Source organism: Methanococcus voltae (assembly GCF_017875395.1).
GTDB classification, from domain to species: domain Archaea; phylum AGJL01; class Methanococci; order Methanococcales; family Methanococcaceae; genus Methanococcus; species Methanococcus voltae_C.
On record NZ_JAGGMO010000001.1, the window covers coordinates 42729 to 64137 of the forward strand.

17 protein-coding genes are annotated in these 21409 nt (G+C 30.0%); 13 read left to right on the top strand and 4 right to left on the bottom strand.

The genetic code is table 11. The features are described from left to right. Nucleotides 1-118: 118 nt before the first annotated feature. Together J2127_RS00170 and aroD are read left to right on the top strand one after the other, a co-directional pair. Nucleotides 119-2506: a DEAD/DEAH box helicase gene (locus tag J2127_RS00170; RefSeq protein ID WP_245326417.1), complete on the top strand. Its 2388-nt coding sequence runs from the start codon at nt 119-121 to the stop codon at nt 2504-2506. A gap of 76 nt (nt 2507-2582) precedes the next feature. Beyond that, nucleotides 2583-3338, top strand: coding sequence for a type I 3-dehydroquinate dehydratase (aroD, locus tag J2127_RS00175; RefSeq protein ID WP_209731458.1), 756 nt, complete (start codon nt 2583-2585; stop codon nt 3336-3338). Nucleotides 3339-3373: 35 nt separating this feature from the next. On the opposite strand, the gene J2127_RS00180 is transcribed toward aroD, so the two are convergent. Beyond that, the gene (locus tag J2127_RS00180; protein ID WP_209731459.1) at nt 3374-3817 is read right to left on the bottom strand and encodes a DUF371 domain-containing protein; all 444 of its coding nucleotides are present in this window, start codon (nt 3815-3817) and stop codon (nt 3374-3376) included. A 234-nt stretch (nt 3818-4051) separates the two neighbouring features. On the opposite strand from J2127_RS00180, the gene dapF reads away from it, so the two are divergent. After that, the gene (gene dapF, locus J2127_RS00185) at nt 4052-4984 is read left to right on the top strand and encodes a diaminopimelate epimerase (protein WP_209731822.1); all 933 of its coding nucleotides are present in this window, start codon (nt 4052-4054) and stop codon (nt 4982-4984) included. Between the two features lie 102 nt (nt 4985-5086). On the opposite strand, the gene asnB is transcribed toward dapF, so the two are convergent. Further along, the gene (gene asnB / locus J2127_RS00190) at nt 5087-6829 is read right to left on the bottom strand and encodes an asparagine synthase (glutamine-hydrolyzing) (RefSeq protein WP_209731460.1); all 1743 of its coding nucleotides are present in this window, start codon (nt 6827-6829) and stop codon (nt 5087-5089) included. 402 nt (nt 6830-7231) lie between these two features. After that, on the bottom strand, nt 7232-7636 hold the full coding sequence (locus J2127_RS00195; protein WP_209731461.1) for a ribonuclease P protein component 4: 405 nt from the start codon (nt 7634-7636) through the stop codon (nt 7232-7234). A 281-nt stretch (nt 7637-7917) separates the two neighbouring features. On the opposite strand from J2127_RS00195, the gene J2127_RS00200 reads away from it, so the two are divergent. The 10 genes from J2127_RS00200 to J2127_RS00245 all read left to right on the top strand — a co-directional run bounded on the left by J2127_RS00200 (nt 7918) and on the right by J2127_RS00245 (nt 20651). After that, the gene (locus J2127_RS00200) at nt 7918-9165 is read left to right on the top strand and encodes an adenosylhomocysteinase (RefSeq protein ID WP_209731462.1); all 1248 of its coding nucleotides are present in this window, start codon (nt 7918-7920) and stop codon (nt 9163-9165) included. Between the two features lie 324 nt (nt 9166-9489). After that, nucleotides 9490-10272, top strand: a complete 783-nt coding sequence (locus J2127_RS00205; RefSeq protein ID WP_209731823.1) for a dihydroorotate dehydrogenase electron transfer subunit — start codon at nt 9490-9492, stop codon at nt 10270-10272. Between the two features lie 262 nt (nt 10273-10534). Then, nucleotides 10535-11122 (top strand): phage infection protein, encoded by a 588-nt coding sequence (locus J2127_RS00210; RefSeq protein WP_209731463.1) that lies wholly within the window; start codon nt 10535-10537, stop codon nt 11120-11122. A gap of 377 nt (nt 11123-11499) precedes the next feature. Beyond that, nucleotides 11500-12315: a 4-hydroxy-tetrahydrodipicolinate reductase gene (gene dapB / locus J2127_RS00215; protein ID WP_209731464.1), complete on the top strand. Its 816-nt coding sequence runs from the start codon at nt 11500-11502 to the stop codon at nt 12313-12315. A 233-nt stretch (nt 12316-12548) separates the two neighbouring features. Continuing rightward, nucleotides 12549-13160, top strand: a complete 612-nt coding sequence (gene trmY, locus J2127_RS00220; protein ID WP_209731465.1) for a tRNA (pseudouridine(54)-N(1))-methyltransferase TrmY — start codon at nt 12549-12551, stop codon at nt 13158-13160. 241 nt (nt 13161-13401) lie between these two features. Continuing rightward, a complete protein-coding gene (locus J2127_RS00225; protein WP_209731466.1) occupies nt 13402-13842 on the top strand; it encodes a chemotaxis protein CheW in 441 nt (146 codons plus the stop codon). 255 nt (nt 13843-14097) lie between these two features. Then, nucleotides 14098-15264, top strand: a complete 1167-nt coding sequence (locus tag J2127_RS00230; RefSeq protein WP_209731467.1) for a protein-glutamate methylesterase/protein-glutamine glutaminase — start codon at nt 14098-14100, stop codon at nt 15262-15264. 2 nt (nt 15265-15266) lie between these two features. Next, nucleotides 15267-18326 carry a chemotaxis protein CheA gene (locus J2127_RS00235; RefSeq protein WP_209731468.1) on the top strand — a complete coding sequence of 1020 codons (3060 nt, stop codon included), beginning with the start codon at nt 15267-15269 and terminating at the stop codon, nt 18324-18326. A gap of 309 nt (nt 18327-18635) precedes the next feature. Beyond that, the gene (locus J2127_RS00240) at nt 18636-19100 is read left to right on the top strand and encodes a chemotaxis protein CheD (RefSeq protein ID WP_209731469.1); all 465 of its coding nucleotides are present in this window, start codon (nt 18636-18638) and stop codon (nt 19098-19100) included. 159 nt (nt 19101-19259) lie between these two features. Continuing rightward, complete coding sequence (locus J2127_RS00245; RefSeq protein ID WP_209731470.1) at nt 19260-20651, top strand: methyl-accepting chemotaxis protein; 1392 nt, start codon at nt 19260-19262, stop codon at nt 20649-20651. A 91-nt stretch (nt 20652-20742) separates the two neighbouring features. Here J2127_RS00245 and J2127_RS00250 read toward each other — a convergent pair whose 3' ends face one another. Next, a complete protein-coding gene (locus J2127_RS00250; RefSeq protein WP_348635398.1) occupies nt 20743-21276 on the bottom strand; it encodes a FeGP cofactor biosynthesis protein HcgF family protein in 534 nt (177 codons plus the stop codon). Nucleotides 21277-21409 lie beyond the last annotated feature (133 nt).

Below are 21409 nucleotides of genomic sequence, written 5' to 3' on the forward strand. Positions count from 1 at the left end.
TTATTATTTATTAGGTGTTATTTTGAAAAATTCAAACTCAAAGGAAGAATTACCCAATTTTATTAATACTCACCCTTTTATAAAGAAAAATACAATCCAAGCTCGTATATATCAGCAGATGATTGTAGCAAATGCCTTGAAAACAAATACATTATGTGTTTTAGGTACAGGTTTGGGGAAAACCGCTATTGCAACACTAACAATTGCGGGTATTTTGCATAAAAAAGGCGGTAAAGCGCTTATTATTGCACCATCTCGTCCACTTGTAGAACAACACTATGAAAGCCTTAAAAAATTCTTAAACGTACCCGAAGATGAGATATTAATTTTAAATGGGAAAGTTCAACCATTAAAACGTCAAGAATTATGGGAAAACGGACGTATATTTATTTCTACACCTCAAGTCGTGGAAAATGACATTATCGCTACAAGATTAAATCCAAATGATTTTTCAATACTTGTAGCAGATGAAGCACACCATACCACGGGTAATCACTCATATACGTTTGTAGGTAACGTATTTAGAGAAAAAACCCATATATTAGGATTAACTGCATCTCCAGGCTCTAATATTGAAAGAATTCTTGAAGTATGTGAGAATTTAGGTATTGAACATGTGGAAATACGTACTGAAGATGATTTAGACGTTAAGCAATACATTGCTAAAGCCAAATTAAAACCTAAACGTGTAGAACTTCCTGAAGAATACAATGAAGCTTTAAAACTATTAAAAAAATCATTGAACGAGCGTTTAAAAGTACTTAAGGAACACAATGTCATATATACGATTAATGTAAATAAAACGGATTTATTAGTGTTGAATAAAAAAATAATGATGATGGATGATAAAAATAAGTTTCAGCTATTAAAGGTAAATTCAGAAGCCATAAAAATAGATTATCTCATTGAAACACTTGAAACACAAGGAAAAGATGCCTTTTTGAACTACTATGATAAATTAGCCTCTCAAAACACGAAATCTGCAAAGGAAATATACCGCGACCGCGATATTAAAAAAATAGTGAATATGATAAATGAAACAGATATAGAACATCCAAAGTTAGATACACTGTTAGAAGTAGTTTCGGAAGCTGTTGCACAGAAAGAAAAAGTAATTGTCTTTGCACAGTATAGGGATACCGTTTCAAAGATTGTAGATAGTTTAAAAGAACGGAATATTCCTGCTTTAATGTTTGTAGGTCAAAGTAACAAAGATGGTAAGGGAATGTCTCAGAAAGAGCAATCAAAAGCTATTGCTAAATTTAAAGGAGATATAGACGTCTTAGTGTCTACTAGCGTATCCGAGGAAGGTATGGATATTTCTGCGGTTAACTACGTGGTATTTTATGAGCCAGTACCTTCAGAAATTAGGTTTATTCAACGTCGTGGACGTGTTATGAGAGGAGAAGGGGGAGAAGTAATAATCCTTATTGCAAAAGGGACACGTGACGAGGGTTATTATAGAGCTGCAATTGCTAAAGAGAAAAGCATGAAAAATATTCTTAAAGATATGCAAAAAACACTTAACGAAAAGCTATGCGAGATTAAAAAACTTAAAAATAATGAATTAGACGAATTTGAACAATGTAAAATTGACCAAATTCAAAATATTAAAAAATACAAAGAAAATCAAGAAATTGAAAAAACAGTTGTTATCGATGAAAAAGAGGAATCTAAACCCAAATATCTTGATTTAATGAATGTAGTGAAATCTGAAAGTGTTAAAAAAGATAAAACAGCTAAAAAAGAAGATTTGGAAAAATTGGAGAAAGTAGAAAAATTAGATAACTTAGATAACTTAGAGAAAGTAGAAAATATATCCAATGAAACTTTAAAGCCCAAAAATACTAAAAATACTAAAATGGCTACAATTATTGTAGATACTAGGGAAAGAGGCATAGGTAGGTATTTTTTAGATAAAGCAAACGTAGAGTTTAAAACTCTTGAAATAGGGGACTATATATTAAGTGATAGAGTTGCAATTGAGAGAAAAACTGCAGAAGACTTTGAGGGCTCCATTATCGATAAAAGATTATTTAAACAGCTTGGAGACTTAAAAAAATATGAAAAGCCCCTATTAATTATCGAAGGAGATGAATTCTACAGATTAAACAAAAATGCGATTACTGGCATGATACTTTCAATTATGGTGGATTATGGAATACCAATAGTATTTACCAAAAATGTTCAAGAAACCGTTGATATACTTGTTAGGATAGCAGAACGGGAGCAACTTAAAGAAAAAAGACCAATTGCTATTAGATATGGTAAAAGACCGATGTCAACAAAAGAACGTCAAAAATTCCTTGTTGAAGGGCTTCCAGATGTTGGCCCAATAATGGCTGAAAATCTATTGACGAAATTTGATACCGTTGAAGATGTATTTACAGCTTCAGAGCGTGAATTAATGGCTGTTGAAGGAGTTGGAGAGATTACTGCTAAAAATATTAGAAAAGTAGTCACAAATAAATTTAGTAAACCAGAATATGCTAAAGAAAATAAATAAGAACAAAATACTAAAAATAATACTAAAAATAAAATATAAAATAATAATACTAAAAATAAATTTGGGAAGGTGGATTATGGAAAATATGGGAGAAGTTGAAAAATTTGCAGATAGTGAATCATTTAAGATTTGCGTATCTGTTATGGAAGAAACCGTTGAAAAATCTTTAAAATTTGTAAAAGATGTTCATGATAAAGTATATTCTAAAAATGTGCCTCACATGTACGAATTTAGATTAGATTATTTAAATAAAAGCGAATTATCGATTGAAAACATTGAAAAAATTCTTAAATGTGATTGTGAAAAAATAATTACAGTTCGATGGGATTGGGAAGGTGGAAAATGGAATAATGAAAAAGAAAGCGTATTAGGTAGTTTGGGCATATTAAAGCGTGCAATAGATTTCAATGTGGAATATATAGATATAGAACATAAAAATTTAGAAAGAGTAAAGGAAGAACTTAAAAATTATCGAGATACTAAGGGTTCTACAACTAAAATCATAGTTTCATACCACGATTTTATGAAAACCGATGCTTTTTCAGTAATACGTGGGATTATTGAAGAAGAGTACAAATATGGAGATATTGCCAAAATAGCAACTGCGATATGCCAAAATAGGGAAAATTGTAACATACTTCGAGCCTGTAGTTGGTATAAGCCCAAAATAATTGCAATAGGTATGGGGGAGTTGGGTAAAATTACAAGAGTTCACGGTCCGCAATTTGGTTCTATGATTACATTCTGCACAGTTTCCAAAGAAAAAGCCTCTGCACCTGGTCAACTACACATTGATGATTTAGTTGAAATTTGGGAAAGATTCTACCGCTAATATTAATATAGCGATTCCATACCTAAATTATTTACCTAAATTATTTCAAATTCAATTAATAATTCATTTTCTTCTTCTAAACAGTTTATCAAATCTCGGTTTAAATTTTTTGCGCTTTTATCTGCGTTTATAGATAAAGTTCTTGGACATATGTGCGTACTTTTTCGTATAACCATATCTGTATCGTGATTAAGGATTAAATCTTTTGAACCTTTTGAAATAATTGTATCTATGTAAATCTCGTTAGTTTTGTTATTCTTGCACTCTAATGTAATTTTTAAAGATTTACCTTGCTTTAATTGCTCTTTAAATTCTTCGGGCAAATCATTTATTGCCATGCTTGAATTTATCGCTACTATGCAATCTCCTGCAGGTGTTAGGTAATCTTCTTTTGTTATTTCTAAAGTACTTTTATGTGTTGATTTAACGTTTTTATGACCTTTTGCTTTAAATTTTAGTTTTAAATTTTGATTAACCATAGTATTACCATTTACACTATTGTATTTACATTTTAATTTTAATTTTAATTTTAAAGTTTAGATAATTTTAAATATTGAAATTAGTTAATAGTACTTTAATTCAATATATAAATATAATATATGCTCAAATAAGTATTAAAATATACAATTATAAGATTATAAACAATATAATTATTGGACGGTGAAATTATGGAATTTAGCGGATTTAACGAATTTATGGAATTAAAAGAATATATGAATTTAGAATTTACAAAAATGCACGCACTTGGAAATGACTACATTGTATTCAATGAATTAGATAATTTGGTAGTTCCGGAAGAATTAAAAGGCGAATTCTCAAATAAAATATGTAAAAGAGGCTTTTCAGTTGGTGCTGATGGAGTAATCTTCGTTCAAAAGCCTTCAGAAATCGAAATCGATTACGATGCAGACGTTAGATTTAGGATATTTAACAGTGATGGAAGCGAAGCGGAAATGTGTGGAAATGGCATAAGATGCTTTTCAAAATATGTGCATGAAAGAACTGATTTTAAAAATAATCCATTAAGAGTTCAGAGTGAAGGCGGTTTAAGGATTTCTGAAATGGAATTTGACGAATTAAATAAAGATTTCGTGAAAAACGTTAGGGTATATATGGGTAATCCAAAATACGCTATGAAAGATATTCCAATGGCTATTGAAGATATTGCAGAAGATTTGGAATTTATGAACTTAGAATTACCTGTAAATTGCGAATGTCTTAAAAAAATCGGTAAAGAAGCTTTAAAACTTAGTGTGGCAAACGTTGGGAACCCTCACGCGGTTATAATTCTTCAGGAAAACAGCTTAGATGTGGAATTTATACGTAAAAATTTAAATGAATTAGGCGGTTACATGGAATGTCACTCCGCATTCCCTGAAAAGATAAACGTGCACTTTATAAACCTAATTAATGAAAATGAAATACAAATAATCACCTGGGAAAGAGGTGCTGGATATACAACCGCTTGCGGTACTGGTACAACCTCATCTGTTGCAGTTTGTGAAAAATTAGGTAAGACAGGTTGCAAAGTACTTGCACATCTTGATGGTGGAGACTTAGAAATCGAAATTGTAAATAATGGTAATGACGTTTACATGAAAGGCGGTGCAGAAATCTCCTACGATGGAATACTTAAAAATTTATAAGTTATATCATGAATAAAAATAGTATGGTATTATAATAATATAAAAATAAAAAGTAATATAAAATTAAGAAATATTAAAAATAATAAAAAAATAAAATATTAACTAGGCATATTTAATGCCATCTTTAATAACTTTTGAATTATTTGATTTTTTCAAATTATTTATTTTGTCCATATTTTTTGAATCTACGAATTCAGAACTTTCAAATTCTTGGTCTTGATTATCGGGATTTAAGTATTGGGTTATATTTTCTTCCATTTTATTGAATACATAATCTTTTAAGAAAGTTTCAATATTTCTTTTTGAATAACCGTGACTTCTTGCAACGTGGTAAATGGTTTTTTCACTACCACTACCGTATTGTGCTGCTTTTTTTGGACGGTCTGCTATGTAATCTGGCACGTAATCCCTTGCAACGTCCCTAAGAATCCTTTTCCAATGTTCATTTTTACTGTTTTCAGCGTCTTCGTCTTTTGTAATTTTGTACTCGACAGGCATTGAAAGAGCCACATTTACAACGTTTTTATCTAAAAACGGAACTCTCAATTCTACACCATTCGCCATGGTACAGTGGTCGTCTCTTTCCAAATTAACTTTATAGATATTCATAGAATCGTGGTAAAGTTCTTTTTCGAGTCCTTCTTTTCCTTTTTCAGCGAGTGTTCTTTTATAACGGTTGTAACCTGCAAAAAGCTCATCAGCACCTTGTCCGGATAATACAACCTTTATTCCATCTTCTTTTGCCATTTCAGAAGCTGCAAATATTGGGATACCTACGCCAAGTTTCATAACGTTTAATTCGTCAATTGCATTAGCAACTTTTAGCAAGTAATTTTCAAAGTCATCTTCAGTTAATATTTTTTTCCTAAGCTTTAAATTTAAATCCTTTGCAGCTTTTTCTGCAAAATAAACGTCTTCTGAGCCTTCAGTACCTACAGTATAAAGTATAACTTCTTTGCAGTTTTCAGATGCTAGTTTTGCTACAAGTGTGCTATCTACACCACCAGAATAGATAATACCTACTTTTTCTAAGCCCCTTACACGTTTACTTACAGATTGATTAAGTACGTTGTTTAATTCATTTCTACAGTACTTGTAATCATAATTTACCGTATTATAATTGTAATTATAATATTCTGTAACGATTTCTTCCAAATTTTCATGAATTGCAATTTCATTATTATCTAAATGATAAATTAATTCACTATTTGGGTTTAAACGCTTTATTACTTCTGAATTAAATGCTTCTTCATACGTATAATTTTTTAATTCCATTAATGCGTAATATAAAGCCTTCTTTTCAGATGCAAATACGAAATGATTTTCTAAATCCATATAATAAAGTGGTTTGACACCCATTAGATCCCTACGTAATACTACAATATTTTTTTCCTTGTCATATATTGCATATGCGAAATCACCATCGAGTCTATCTTCGATATGGTCTTCATATGCGTGTAATATCACTTCAGTATCAGTATCAGTTTTAAAACAGTGTTTTTCACACAAATCATCGTTTAATTCCATATAATTGTAAACTTCACCGTTACATACAATCCATATGGATTCGTCACAATTAGGTAATGGTTGAACAGCTTCACCCACTATTGCAAGTCTATTATGACCTAAATGAACTCTACTTGAGCTAAACTTTGAATTATGTATACTTTCGTCTTCTAATTCATCAAAATTCTTAAAATAGATTACATCGTCATCAAGCATCATACCTGACATATCCTGACCCCGATGCTTCAGTATTTTTGTCATTGTTAAAAGCAGCCTCTCTGTATTACGACTACTCGAGGGGTCATCATCCTTTGAGATTACTCCAGTTATTGAACACATTTCACTCACACAAAAATAAATTTGTTTTTTTGTTATTTTTATTATTTTTTTATAATTTATTATTTATTATTTTAATTTACAATTATTATTTACAATTATTATTTACATAGTAATTGCTTATTGATTATTAACTAGTTATTTATTTGTTAATCTATTTATTTAAGTTATCATATTTATAACTATCAATACTAAGTTCTAAATTTAACAGATAAATTCGCCATTAGTTTGTCTAATATCGAAATATCGTGTGTTTAAAGTAGTTTTCAGTTATAAGTAGCTTATTTTATATATACCTATGGATAAAAAAGAAAATTAAAAAAGAAAATTAAAAAATAAAAGTAAAAAATTAAAATAAATTATAAAAGTTATAATACTTTTAATATATGACAATTATAAAAATATTTAATTGTTGTCTACAGCAGGATTTTCAATTAAATTTGAATTTTCAGTCCTTTCTTTATATTTTAACTGTCTTTTGAGCTTTTTCTCTTTTACATAGGGAATTCTAACAATATTTCCGCATTCTAAACATGTTATGGTTACACAGGACTCTTTTGGATTTGTACGAACGGTAGAGTTTAACCCGTAAATTAAGAAAGAGTCACAATTTTTACATACCTGTCTTTTCCATTGCTTAGGGAATGACATTCTAATTTTCATTGCTAATTTTCGGCTTAATGTAACGTATCTTTTTACTCTATCCGTGTTTCCCCTTTTAGTTTCTTTTTCAGCAAGATTCATTAAAATGTCAATTCTTTCAATTACAATGTTTCTTAAATTTTGATTCGCTTTTTTACTTTTCCGCATTTTTTCACAATAATTATTACTTTTTATTTGATACATATACAATATTATTATATATTATATAATTTATTATGTACTATGTAATAAATTATACTTTAAAATTATTGGGATTATTCGGTAATTCAATAAGAAAAATAGGTATTAAATAGATACTAAATTTATATTAAATATATATTAAATATAAATTAAATTTATATCGAATTTATATCAAATGTATACTAAATCGATGAATAAATAGATAAGTAAGTCCAAATACTTTGAAATTTTAAAATTTGGTGGAAACTATGAGCAAAGTAAAAGATATGAGCCTTGCGAAAGAAGGACATATGAAAATGGAATGGGCAAAAAACCACATGCCAGTTTTAGCTTCCATAAGAGAAGAATTTAAGAAAACAAAACCTTTTGAAGGTATTAAATTAGGTATGGCATTACACCTTGAAGCAAAAACTGCAATTCTTGCAGAAACCATGATGGAAGGTGGTGCTAAAATTATTATTACAGGTTGCAATCCTCTTTCAACCCAAGACGATGTAGCTGCAGCTTGTGTTGAACGTGGAATGGAAGTTTACGCTTGGAGAGGCGAAACAAACGAAGAATACTACGAAAACTTAAACAAAGTTTTGGATGCAAAACCTGATGTAGTTATTGACGATGGTGCAGATTTAATCTTTTTATTGCACACAAAAAGAACCGAATTATTAGACTCAATAATGGGCGGTTGCGAAGAAACCACTACGGGAGTAATCAGATTAAAAGCAATGGCACAGGAAGGGGCTTTGAAATTCCCTGTTATCAACGTTAACGATGCAGATACAAAGCACTTATTCGATAACAGATACGGAACTGGTCAAAGTGCACTCGACGGTATTTTAAGAACCACTAATTTATTAATGGCTGGAAAAACTGTTGTAGTAGCAGGTTACGGCTGGTGCGGTAGAGGTGTAGCAATGAGGGCAGACGGACACGGTGCAAGTGTAATTGTAACCGAAGTTGACCCTATTAGAGCACTCGAAGCAAGAATGGACGGATACCAAGTAATGCCAATGTGCGAAGCTTGTAAATTAGGTGACGTATTTGTTACAACTACAGGATGTAAAGACATCTTAAGAACTGAACACTTCTTATTAATGAAAGATGGTGCAGTTTTATCAAATGCAGGACACTTCGATAATGAAATCAACAAAGATAACTTAAATGATTTAGCAAGTGAAATAAATGTTGTTAGAAACAATATTGAAGAATATAACATAAACAACAAAAGAATCTACTTGTTAGGTGAAGGAAGACTTGTAAACTTAGCTTGTGCAGACGGTCACCCTTGTGAAGTTATGGACATGAGTTTTGCAAACCAAGCTTTGGGTGCAAAAAACATTGTTGAAAACTACAAAAATATGGAAAATAGCGTCTATGAAATCCCATACGAACAAGATGCTAAGATAGCACTCTTAAAATTAAAATCAATGGGTTCAGAAATTGACGAATTAACCCCCGAACAGAAAAAGTACTTAAATGATTGGAAAGAAGGAACATAATTTAAGTATATTCTATAATCTATTTTTTTAATTTTTAATATATAATATGTTTTAATATTTCATACTAATTTTATTTTAAAGCAAATAATAATTTATAATATTATGTGATATTATGGTTACAAGTATAATATATTTAATAATCTTGATAATTTTAATATCGTTTATTAAAGACCAATTAATTTAAAATTAATTCATACATACCCATAATATTAATTTTATAATATTTTAATATATGATATTTTAATATTTTAATAATTATTTGTGGTATAAGCACTATAATTCGGACGAATAGGTGATAATTTGAAGAACACGGATACGAGAACACTGGAAAGACCGCAAATGTGCGAAATTAAAGAAATTATAAAGGAAAGTCCCACCGTAAAAACGTTTATATTAAACAGAGAATTTAATTTTAAAGGTGGACAATTCGCAATGGTTTGGGTACCAGAATACGATGAAAAACCTTTCGGATTTTCAAATAAAAATGGTTTTAGTGTTGCAAATGTAGGTCGAACTACATCAAAAATGCACGAAATGCAAGAAGGGGAACTCTTAGGTATTAGAGGACCTTACGGGAATGGCTTTGAAACTTTTGGAGATAATATAATAGCGGTAGCCGGCGGTATAGGTTCAGCCCCAATAATCCCTACTGTTGAAGAATTTGCAAAACAGAATATAGATGTAACTACAATTTTAGGCGGTAGAACCAGGGACGAATTATTATTCTTAGATAGATTTGAGAATGTAAGCAATACAATTCCATGTACTGACGACGGAACTTTTGGGTACAATGGTTTTACAACAAATAAGCTTATAGAAATCCTCGAACAGAGAAAAGAAGAAAATATTTCGACGGACTGCCTAATTACCTGTGGCCCTGAAATTATGATGAAAAAAGTCGTAGAAATCGCTAAGAATTACAACATACCTGTTCAGTTGTCTTTAGAAAGATATATGAAATGTGGAATAGGTATCTGTGGTCAATGTAGCGTTGATGATGAAGGCTACTGCATATGTAAAGATGGACCTGTATTTTGGGACAACAAATTGAATATGATAAAAGAATTTGGAAAATACAGAAGAGATGCAAGTGGTGCAAAAATTTAATAATTTATTCTTATTTTTATTCTTATTTTTATTCTTATTTTTATTCTTATTTTTATTCTTATTTTTATTCTTATTTTTATTCTTATTTTTTTAGTTTAATATATTATTTTATTATTTTTAGGTTATTTACCGATTTAACACATTTATTATTGGCCATTAAATTTATAGGTAAACATATCTACCTACACAAGATACTACACAAAACACATATAGTATATAATGAGCATAAGAAATTTACATATACAATTACAGAGCTGATAAAATGAATATGTCTGATAGTGTTGAGGAACTAAATATAGATACTGGTTTAGACTTAGAGGAATTGGAAAACAGCATGGCGAGTGAATTAAACACTCAAGCTGAAAGTTTAAAGCATTCTATGGATAATATATTGAATAAAATAAAATTCGCTGTTCAAAGTGATGATGAAGATTTAAAATCCGTAAAAGATGATATAAACAAAATTTCTTCGAATTGTGAAGCAGATGAACCTTTGGAAATGAATTCTGAAATATTACGAATAATAAATAACAAATTAGATGTTTTAATTGATGCAAAAGACGAGCAAAATCTTATGCTTAAAAAAATAAGCGAAGATATCGACGATATGCTTATTAAAATTGACAAAAGTGCTGATTTAATTATGGCAAACTTTGAAAATCAGAACGCAAGATTTGACAACTTATTAGAGCTTTTACAGGATATCTTAGAAGGTATTCAAGAGATTAAAGGGTTACTTTCTGATATGAATATGAAAAATATGAGCAAAGCGTCAAATGTTGTAGATAATTTGAAAACTAAAATCGATAGCTACATGAGCACTGATGATGCAGGCATTGCAGGATATTAAATTATAATTTAGATTATAATATAGATTATAATTTATAAATTATGGATTATTAAATTACCACCAAATTCAATTTAAAGAATATTAAAACGATATTTATAGTAATAATAGTTAAATAGTTGTATTGTATATTTAAACTCATAAATATTATATTATATCATTAATATTAATGAATAATATAAATTCTAATAAACAAATAATATAATTAAAATAACTAAAATACATAAAATAATGTAATAATATTCGGATATTGAAATATTAAACAAGTGAATAAAAATAATTATGGATAAATCCTAAGAACTTATAAATTATAAACTATAAATTAAAAATAGAAATTAAATAACAATTAAGTAAAATCTAAGTAGAAAATAGGTGGTAAAATGATAAAAATAGCAGTTACAGGAGCCGTAGGGAGAATGGGAAGCGGTATTATACAAAATATCTTAGAAAACGAAGATATGGAATTAGTTGCAGGTATTGAAGCACCTGGAAACCCTAAAAAAGGTTTAGATATTGGTGAAGTTATTGGCGTTGGAAAACTTGGAATCCCTGTTTCTACAGCTGATGAATTAGAAAAAGTACTAAGTGAAGCTAAACCTGATGTACTTGTAGACTTCACAGCACCAGCCCCTTGCGTTGGTACAGTTAAAACAGCTTCAAAATTAGGTATAAACTTGGTAATTGGAACCACAGGGTTTACAGCTGAACAAAGAGCTGAAATGGAAACCGCTATAAAAGAAAACGGTGTTTCTGCAGTAATTTCCCAAAACTATGCCATTGGCGTAAACATATTCTTTAAAACATTAGAATTATTGGCTGACAAATTAAGCAACTACGATATTGAAATCGTAGAAATGCACCACAAACATAAAAAAGATGCACCAAGTGGAACAGCTTTAAGAGCTGCTGAAATTATACAAGAAAATCTCAACAGAGATTCAAACGTTATATACGGAAGAGAAGGCATAACCGGTGCAAGAACTAAGGAAGAAATCTGCATACACGCTTTAAGAGGTGGCGATGTAGTCGGAGACCATACTGTGATATTTGCAGAAGATGGTGAGAGATTAGAATTAAGCCATAAAGCATGCAGTAGACAGCCACTTATATCTGGCGCATTGATTGCTGTTAGATACATAGTTGATAAAAAAGCAGGAATATACAACACTTTTGATGTATTAGGACTTAATGAATAAAGGATAATAATAAAATAATAAAATAATGGATAAATCAATCTGTTGGTTAAAACATTTTGCTCTAAACGAATAGTAAAATATATTATTTAAAAAATATATAATACTATTTAACATATTTAAAAAATTAAATTTTGTTTTGATTACAATATAATTATTACATCAACATGCGGTAATATTGTATTCAGAATATTATGAATTAATTATGAATTTTAAAAATAAATACTGGTGAAATATTGAAAGAATTCATACTTAAAGCCAATAAATCAGCTACTTCTGGCGATATAAATATTAAAGACTTGCCGGGAAGTGCAGGTAGATTGGATTTAGTTTGTAGATGTGTAAATAGTTCGTTCTTTCTCTCCCATGATTTAAGAAGAGATACGGTATTTTATAGCGTTCATTACGGTGAACCTAATGCACCGCTTGCTTTGAAATTTGTAGGTGACGAATTAAAACGATTAAGCCCTGATGAAAGAAGTATTGCTCTTTTTATAAAGAAAGCTCTTGAAAAAGATAGTTCCAAACTATGGAAAGAAAGTACCTCTGGAATTTATACTGCTAAAAAAGAATTTAGAGATATAATTGTAGAAAAAAAGAACGAAAACTACAGGATATTTTATTTACATTTGAACGGTAAACCTCTTGAAGAATGTAATTTAAAATTAGATGAAGAGAACGATGAAGACGTATTGTTCGTACTTGGTGACCATATTGGTATAGGCGAAGAAGATGAGAAGTTTTTAGACGAATTAGGGGCTGAAAGAATTTCATTATCACCAGTAGAATTGCACGCAGACCATTGCATAATTTTAGTGCATAACGCATTAGATAAATTAAAAAAATAATGTTTATTCTTTACATATTTATTAATTATTTATTAATTAGTTATTAATTACTATTAGCTAATATTTATTATCTATACTGATTATTCATCAATATATCAGTCATATATAATAGACAATAGTTGGATAATTGTTAGATAATAAGTATATCAATTTGTTAATAATTATTGATTATTAATTATTAATCATGTTTATAATTTTACAATCTCAAATCTATAAGACGATACATTCCCATGGTGATAATATGGAAGATATTCCAAAAGTTGTAGTATTTAAGCTTTCTACAAACGAATATGGTTTAAGGGTTAACGAAGTAAGGGAAGTTTTAAAACTTCAAGATATTACGGCAATTCCGAACACCCCAAGTTATATTTCTGGTGTAACAAACATTAGGGGCGAAATTATGCCAATAATAGATTTAAGAAAAAAATTAAATCTATTTGATAGCGTTGATACACCAGAAGGCGATATGCTCGTCATGGTTGTTGAAATAGATGGCATACCTATTGGAATTTTGGTTGATTTCGTAAGTGATGTTATGCAAATTTCCTCTGAAAACATTGAAGAAATTGAAGGAATTAAGAAAAATTCAAATGGAGAATACATTGAAGGAATTGCTAAAATTGGCAATAGATTAATCATTATATTAAATATTAAAAACTTAATTGACCCCCAAGAGTTTTAAATAGTAATATTAACAGCAATATTGATAATACAGTCTAAATTTTAAGATTTTAAGATAATAATCAAATTGAGATTAATTAATACTTTATTTGAATAATAATATGACGTATTAATACTCAATAAATAATTTTAAAATTAAGTTTTGGATAAATAATAAAATAAGTAGAATTCAAATATATGGGCTAATATAAGACGGTGTTGACTAATTATCTAATAACATAATTTAATTCGCATATGGTAATCCGGAGAGGAAATTATGAAGAAAATAAAGGCTATTGTCGTAGATGATTCCGCATTCATGCGAAAAGTTGTAGAAGATATCTTAAACACAGACCCCGGAATTGAAGTTGTAGGTACTGCGAAAGATGGAAAAGAAGCGGTTGAATTAGTAAACAAATTAAAACCTGACATTGTAACAATGGATGTTGAAATGCCTATTATGGATGGTATTGAAGCAACTAAAAACATAATGCAGACTTGTGCTACACCGATCCTTATGCTTTCTGCAGTAACTCGTGATGGTTCAGAAACTACATTGAAAGCTCTTGAAAATGGTGCAGTAGATTTTATACAGAAACCTTCTGGCTCAGTATCATTAGATATTCGTGAAATATCCGAAAAAATTATTAAAAAGGTTAAGGACGTTTCAAAATCAACAGTCAGACCGTTAAAATTTACAAAAATGCAGTCTTCCATAACTCCAAAAGCAGATGACATTGTTTCAAAGAATACCAATACAAATGCGAACTCCGATACCGGTGCCAATAATAACAACTTAGAACGTGAAAATGCAGGATTAAATAATCCAAATTTAGAAAATACCCTTTCTAAAATTGGAATTATGATGGGTTCATCTACAGGTGGTCCTCCAGTAGTTTCTGAAATAATATCAAGATTACCAATGGGAATGCCCCCAATATTTGTTGTTCAACACATGCCTGCAGGATTTACAAGAGTTTTTGCAGAAAGAATTGATAGAATAGCAAAATTAAAAGTTGTTGAAGCTTCAAATGGTATGTTAATAAAGCCTAATCACGTCTATATTGCCCCGGGCGATACCCAAATGCTATTAAAAAGACGGGGAAATAATAAATATATTGAAATAGACCCGAACATGCCCAAACTTCACGGTACAAAACCAACTGTGGATATTACTGCTGAATACGTTGCAAATATTTATGGAAATAATTCTTTAGGAATTATTTTAACAGGTATTGGAAAAGACGGTGCAGTAGGAATGAGGAACATTAAAGAAAAAGGTGGGTACACGATAGGTCAAAATAAAGAGAGTTGCATTGTTTACGGAATGCCAAAAACTGCTTACGAATTAAATGCGTTAAATGACGTTTTACCACCAAGCCAAATACCTCAAAAAATAGAAAAATGCGTTGAAAGATACGTTCAAAAATTAGGGAGTAGATAACTATGGATGAGATGGAACAGTATAGGGAATTGTTTATGACCGAAGCTGAAGAACATTTACAGTCCCTTAATCAAAACCTTGTCGATTTAGAGAATTGCCCCGAAAATACGGATATTATAAATTTAATATTCCGTTCTGCCCACACTTTAAAAGGTTCAGCAAGAACCCTTGGTTTTGAGCATATATCCCAATTAACACACCATATGGAAGATATATTGGATAATATAAGGGATGGAAAAATTCCTGTTAACCATGAAATCATGGATTTATTGTTTAAATGTTTAGATGCGCTAGAAACAATGGTTGGCGAAATTGCAGATGGTGAAAATGAGACCACTGTGGATTACGAAAGTATCATTGATATCATTAAAAATTTAAAAAATAAGCACTTAGGCGGAAATATTGGAAATTCTGCACCTCCTGCGCCTGAATCGGTACCTTCAGCTGAAGTATCTGCAAACGTTAACAGTGCGGATGCTGTTGCAAATACAGTCTCTTGTGCAACGAATGGAAATTCCGGATCTACATCTAATAAACAATCTTATTCTTTGAAAAATGAAAAAACTGTTGTAAAAATTGAAATAAAAAAAGATATCGATTGTAATTGTGAAGAAAACGAAGTTTCTGAAGTAGATATCAATAATGAAATTGATAGTGAAATCAATGGAGAAATTGATATTGATAACGATGTTAATTCAAAAATTGATGAAAATAATAGTAATAATAACAAATTAAACGTTCCAGAAAATATTGATGAAATTTTAGCACAAATGCACCAATCTTCAAACACTTTATGTGCTATTTCTGGCGCTTTAGAACTTCCGGAGCTTCAAACTTCAACAAAAAAGATTAGTAGATTTACCAAGTCTGTTTTAGATAAAAAAATTGATATGGATAAGGATGTATTACAAATGATTAACAAATCATTGTCAATTATGAATTCTATTGCCAAATCAATTGAAAATAAAGAAGAAGTTCAAAAATATGGAAATGATGATGCTATAAATAATTTAGATAACTTTGTAGCTCAAAAAGTTGAATTAAAAAATTCAAATTCGGAAACCGATAATAATACAGATAATAATATTGATGATGAAATAAACGGCGAAGATAAAATTAATAATTTTGAAGAAATTGAAGTTGAATTTGACCATACAATATTCGACTATCTTAAAAATTTAAACAAATTGGCCGAAGAAATAAACAATAATTCAAATATTTGGCATATCAAATCTGAAATCGAAGAAGATTGTATGTTAAAATCAGTTCGATTTACAATGTTATTAAATTCATTGAACAATGATTCAAAAGGTAAAATTATTCAATCTATACCTACAATCGATGATTTGAAAAACGTCAGTTACGATAATTTAGATGTATTGTATGCTTATTCAGGAAGTGAAGAGGAATTAGAATCTATATTAAATTCTGCTTGTGAAATGAACTATTCCAAAGCTGTTAAAGTAGATATTGAAATCAATACTGATGAAGTAGGCAATATTACTGAATTAACAGATTCTTTAGATTGTAATTCAGAAGATAAAGAAATTTCTTGTGATTATAAGATAAGATTTTCAATAGACCAAGAATGTGCCTTAAAGTCAGTTCGTGCATACATGGTTTTAAAGGATTTATCAGAAATCGGAGCTATTGTGGATTCATGCCCATCCTTTGAGAGGATAAAAGCAGGAGATTCTGTGATTAATCAGGTTGAAGTATACTTCAACAGTCGTGCAGATATTGATACTGTGGAAGATATCATTGTAAAAACACCTGAAATCAAAAATATAGATGTAGCAACAAACAAAAAAGATACACAATCAACCAGTGCAAATTCCTCTGAAGATTCAGATTCAGACGACCCTAAAAGTGCTGAAAAATCAGAACGTAAAGAAGGTCAATCTAAAAAATCAGAATCTAAAAAATCCCAAACTGTTAGGGTAAATATTGAAAAATTGGACAAATTAATGAATTTAGTAGGTGAAGTTGTTATAAATAGGGCAAACTTCACGCAAATTGCTACAAAATACGACCTCAAGGAATTACATAACGCGGTTGGTAGACTAAACATGCTCTCAACAGAATTGCAAGAGGAAGTTATGAGTATGCGTATGATTCCCGTAGCATTTGTATTTAATAGATTCCCTAGAACTGTTAGAGATACTGCTAGAGCTCTTAATAAAGAAATAGACTTTATAATTGAAGGTTCTGAAATCGAACTTGATAGGACAGTTTTAGATGAACTTGCGGAACCACTTACCCACTTAATAAGAAACTCTCTTGACCACGGGATTGAACATTCTGACGTTAGAAAACAGCAGGGAAAGCCCGAAAAAGGTCTTTTAAAGCTTATTGCTACAAGAGAAAGAGATAGGGTAAATATCGTTATTAAAGACGATGGTAAAGGTATAAATCCTGACGCCATAAGAAACAACGTTGTTAAAAAAGGCTTGATGTCAAGAGACGAAGTTGACAAATTAACAGATAATGAAGCTATTAACTTAATATTCTTACCTGGTTTCAGTACTGCGGAAAAAGTTTCTGACGTATCTGGAAGGGGGGTAGGTATGGATGTTGTTAGAACTAAAATAGAGTCATTAGGTGGTTCTGTTTCAGTGCACTCGGAAGTTGGGAAAGGTTCAGAAATTGTATTACACTTACCATTAACAATGGCAATTATACAAACGTTATTGGTAAAATTAAAAGACCAAATCTATGCTTTACCACTAACAAGCGTTTTAGATGTTGTTTCAGTAAATAAAGAAGAAATAAATAATTTAGAAGGTCAGGAAGCAATTATTTATCGAGACCATATCTTACCAGTTACTTGGTTATGCGATGCTTTGCATCAATACAATGATTGTTCTTCAAAAGAGATATATGTAGTAGTAGTTGAGAAAAACAAAGGTAAAATAGGTTTAATTCTCGATGAAGTAATAGGAAGAGATGAAATTGTTGTAAAACCACTTACTGGTATATTAAAGAATATCAACGGTCTCGCAGGTGCTACAATACTTGGAGACGGTAAAGTTGCATTAATATTGGATTTAAATAACTTATAATTTATAACTTATAAATTATAATCCAATTAATTATTATTATTATTATTATTATTATTAGTATTATTACTAGTATTATCAACATAATTGTTATTATCAATAGTATTACACTAAAAATTAAAAGCAATGAATGATTCAACGCTATAATATATTTTTGATATATATCGTTAAAAACTAAATAATACTAAAATTATTAAAGGTATTGAAAATCCTGAATTTATCTATAAAATAAAATATTAAATAATAGAATAATTAACGGATAATTACGGAAAACATACAATACACAATGTAACCACTAATAGGTGCGATATCATGGTTTTAAAAGTTAAAATGGGCGGTTATGAAGTTTCTAAAGGGTTAGAGACCATGGAAACCCTTTTGGGTTCTTGTGTTGCAATAATACTATACGATAGGGGTAAAAAAATAGGGGGCATGGCACATGTAATGTTGCCTAAATCAAACTCAATGGCGCATAGGAACCCTGGTAAATATGCAGATACTGCGGTTCCTGCACTATTAAATGATATGACAAGACTTGGGGCTAGAAAGGATAAAATAGTTGCTAAATTGGCGGGTGGTGCGGCTATGTTCGACTGTAATTCTCAAACCATGGACATTGGGAAGAGAAATATAGATTCTTGTAAATTAGCACTGAAAAAAGTGGGAATACGAACATTTGCCGAAGATGTGGGTGGGACCAATGGCAGAACTGTTTATTTTAACTTAAGAGATGGGGAAGTTAAAATAAGAAATAAAAGTGATGTACGAACACTGTAATATCACAAATACCTAATATTCTAAATAACTTAAAAAAATCAATAATTATCAAAATTATATTAAATAATTTAAATTTGAGATATTTAAAATATTAAAAAAAAGTTATCCAATAAATATAATTTAAATTTGGCGTATTTTAAATGTGAAAGGTGTGTTTTTATGAATAAAATAATGTTAAATATGTTAATAAATTCTGTTGTGGTAGCAATTTTGTTCTTCATAGTTAGCTATATTACAAATCCTGCAACCTTTGGAAGTAACATATTATATTTAGGCACAGGATTAGTTTTAGCATTAGCTATCGGGTTTATTATGGGTAAAGTATCCTTAAAAAGCTCAGCTGATGAAGAAGAACTATTAGCCGTGATATCTGAAAGCTTTGGAAAAGAATTGAGTTTTAAAACGCCTGAAGAAAAAGAAAAATTGACTAAATTATTACAAAAAACAAGTAAAGATTTAAAGATATATGATGACTTTAGAAAGGGTATTAAAAGCTTATTTGATAATATTGGTCAAGTTACTGAAGCTTTAGGAAGAGGGGATTTTTCTATTAGGGCTGACGAAAGTGGAAAAAATAACAAATTCCAAAAGAATTTAAATATGGCAATTTGTAAAGTTTCAGAATTAATTAGCAAATTAAAAGAAAATATTGAAACTTTAGAAGATAATGCTCGTTCAATCGCAGAAGACATCGGAAAGGCAAAATTATCCTCAGAACAGATTACAGATGCTGCTTCACAAGTTGCAATGGCTGCTGCAGATCAATCAACCAAATTACAAGAAGTTACAGAATTAGTTGAAAGAGCTAATGATGTGGCAAAAGGTGTATACCATACTGCAGAAGACGGTCACCAATCAGCTATGGAAGTTGAAGAAAATTCAGAAGTTGGTGTAGATAAAATAGAAAACGCCGTTGAAACAATGCAACAAATCACAAATGTGATTGATGAGCTAGGTAAATCTATTGAAGAACTTGGTGAAGAAAGCAAAAAAATCAACGAAGTTACCGTTTTAATCAAAGATATTGCAGAACAAACCGGTCTTTTAGCATTAAACGCAAGTATTGAAGCAGCTCGTGCGGGAGAAGCAGGAAAAGGTTTCGCAGTTGTAGCAAGTGAAATTAAAGGCTTAGCTGAGGAAATCAAAAAATCTGTTGAAGATATTAACAATACAATTGTAGGCATCAACAAAAAAGTTCAATCAACCATTGAATTAAGCTCTGCAGGTAAAGCACAAGTTGATAATGGAGTTATTGCTATTGACGATGTTAACGGTGCTTTTATGAAAATTAAAGAAAGTATCGATAAAACGGTTACTCAAATAAACGATATAAAAGGCGGTGCTAAAATTGCTGTTGATAATACCGCTGAAGCACTTAAAAACGTTCAAGACATCGCATCAATATCTGAAGAATTTGCAGCTACTGCTGAAGAGGTTACTGCCTCTGCAGAACAGTTGGACGCATTTGTTCAGAATTTAGATGAATCAAGCGAAGAAATAACCGAATTTATCGAAGGAGTTCATGAAGATATAACTGTTTTCAAAGTTTAAATTTAAAGCTTAATTTAAAGCTTAAATTTAAGAATTAGTAGGGGATTAAAAAATTCCAATATTAATTCTTTATTTTAATAAATAATATTAATTAACAATTATATTCTTCTTTTAATATTTTCAAAATTTTTTTAATAGTTTTTTTAATAGCATTTTTTTGACGTTCTGATACATTTTGCTTATTTAATAAATTTGCCTCAATGTCAGATGTGAATTTATGAATTTTATGGTCTGTAACAATACAGATTGCTCCTTTTCCAATACCTGCAGTCGTACCTATTGCAATATTACATTTTGTAATCTTTTTTAAGCCTTTTGCCATTAATTCAGCTACTAATTCATCATTAGATTGAGTATACGCCTTAGAATAATTATATTCGTAATCAGATTTTGGAAGAGATATATTTAAAAAAGTTTCAGCACATTCCTTTGAAGGAATAAACATTGCCGTTAAAACTTTTGAATTGTGTAATGTATTGTATTCTGGATTTTCTTGTAAAAAACAGTCCATTTCAGGGTAGTTACTTGCTATCTTATGGATATTTACCCCTATTCTACCCAATGTAAAACATTCAGCTGTCGCTATTGTAATCAATTTTTCAGATGATTCTTCATTATTGGACACTTAAATCACACACTGCAATATTTTTATTTTATAATTTTATTTTATAATTTTATTTTGTATTTATTTTGTATTTATTTTGTATTTATTTTGTATTTATTTTGTATTTATTTTACTTAATTAGTCACTACATTTA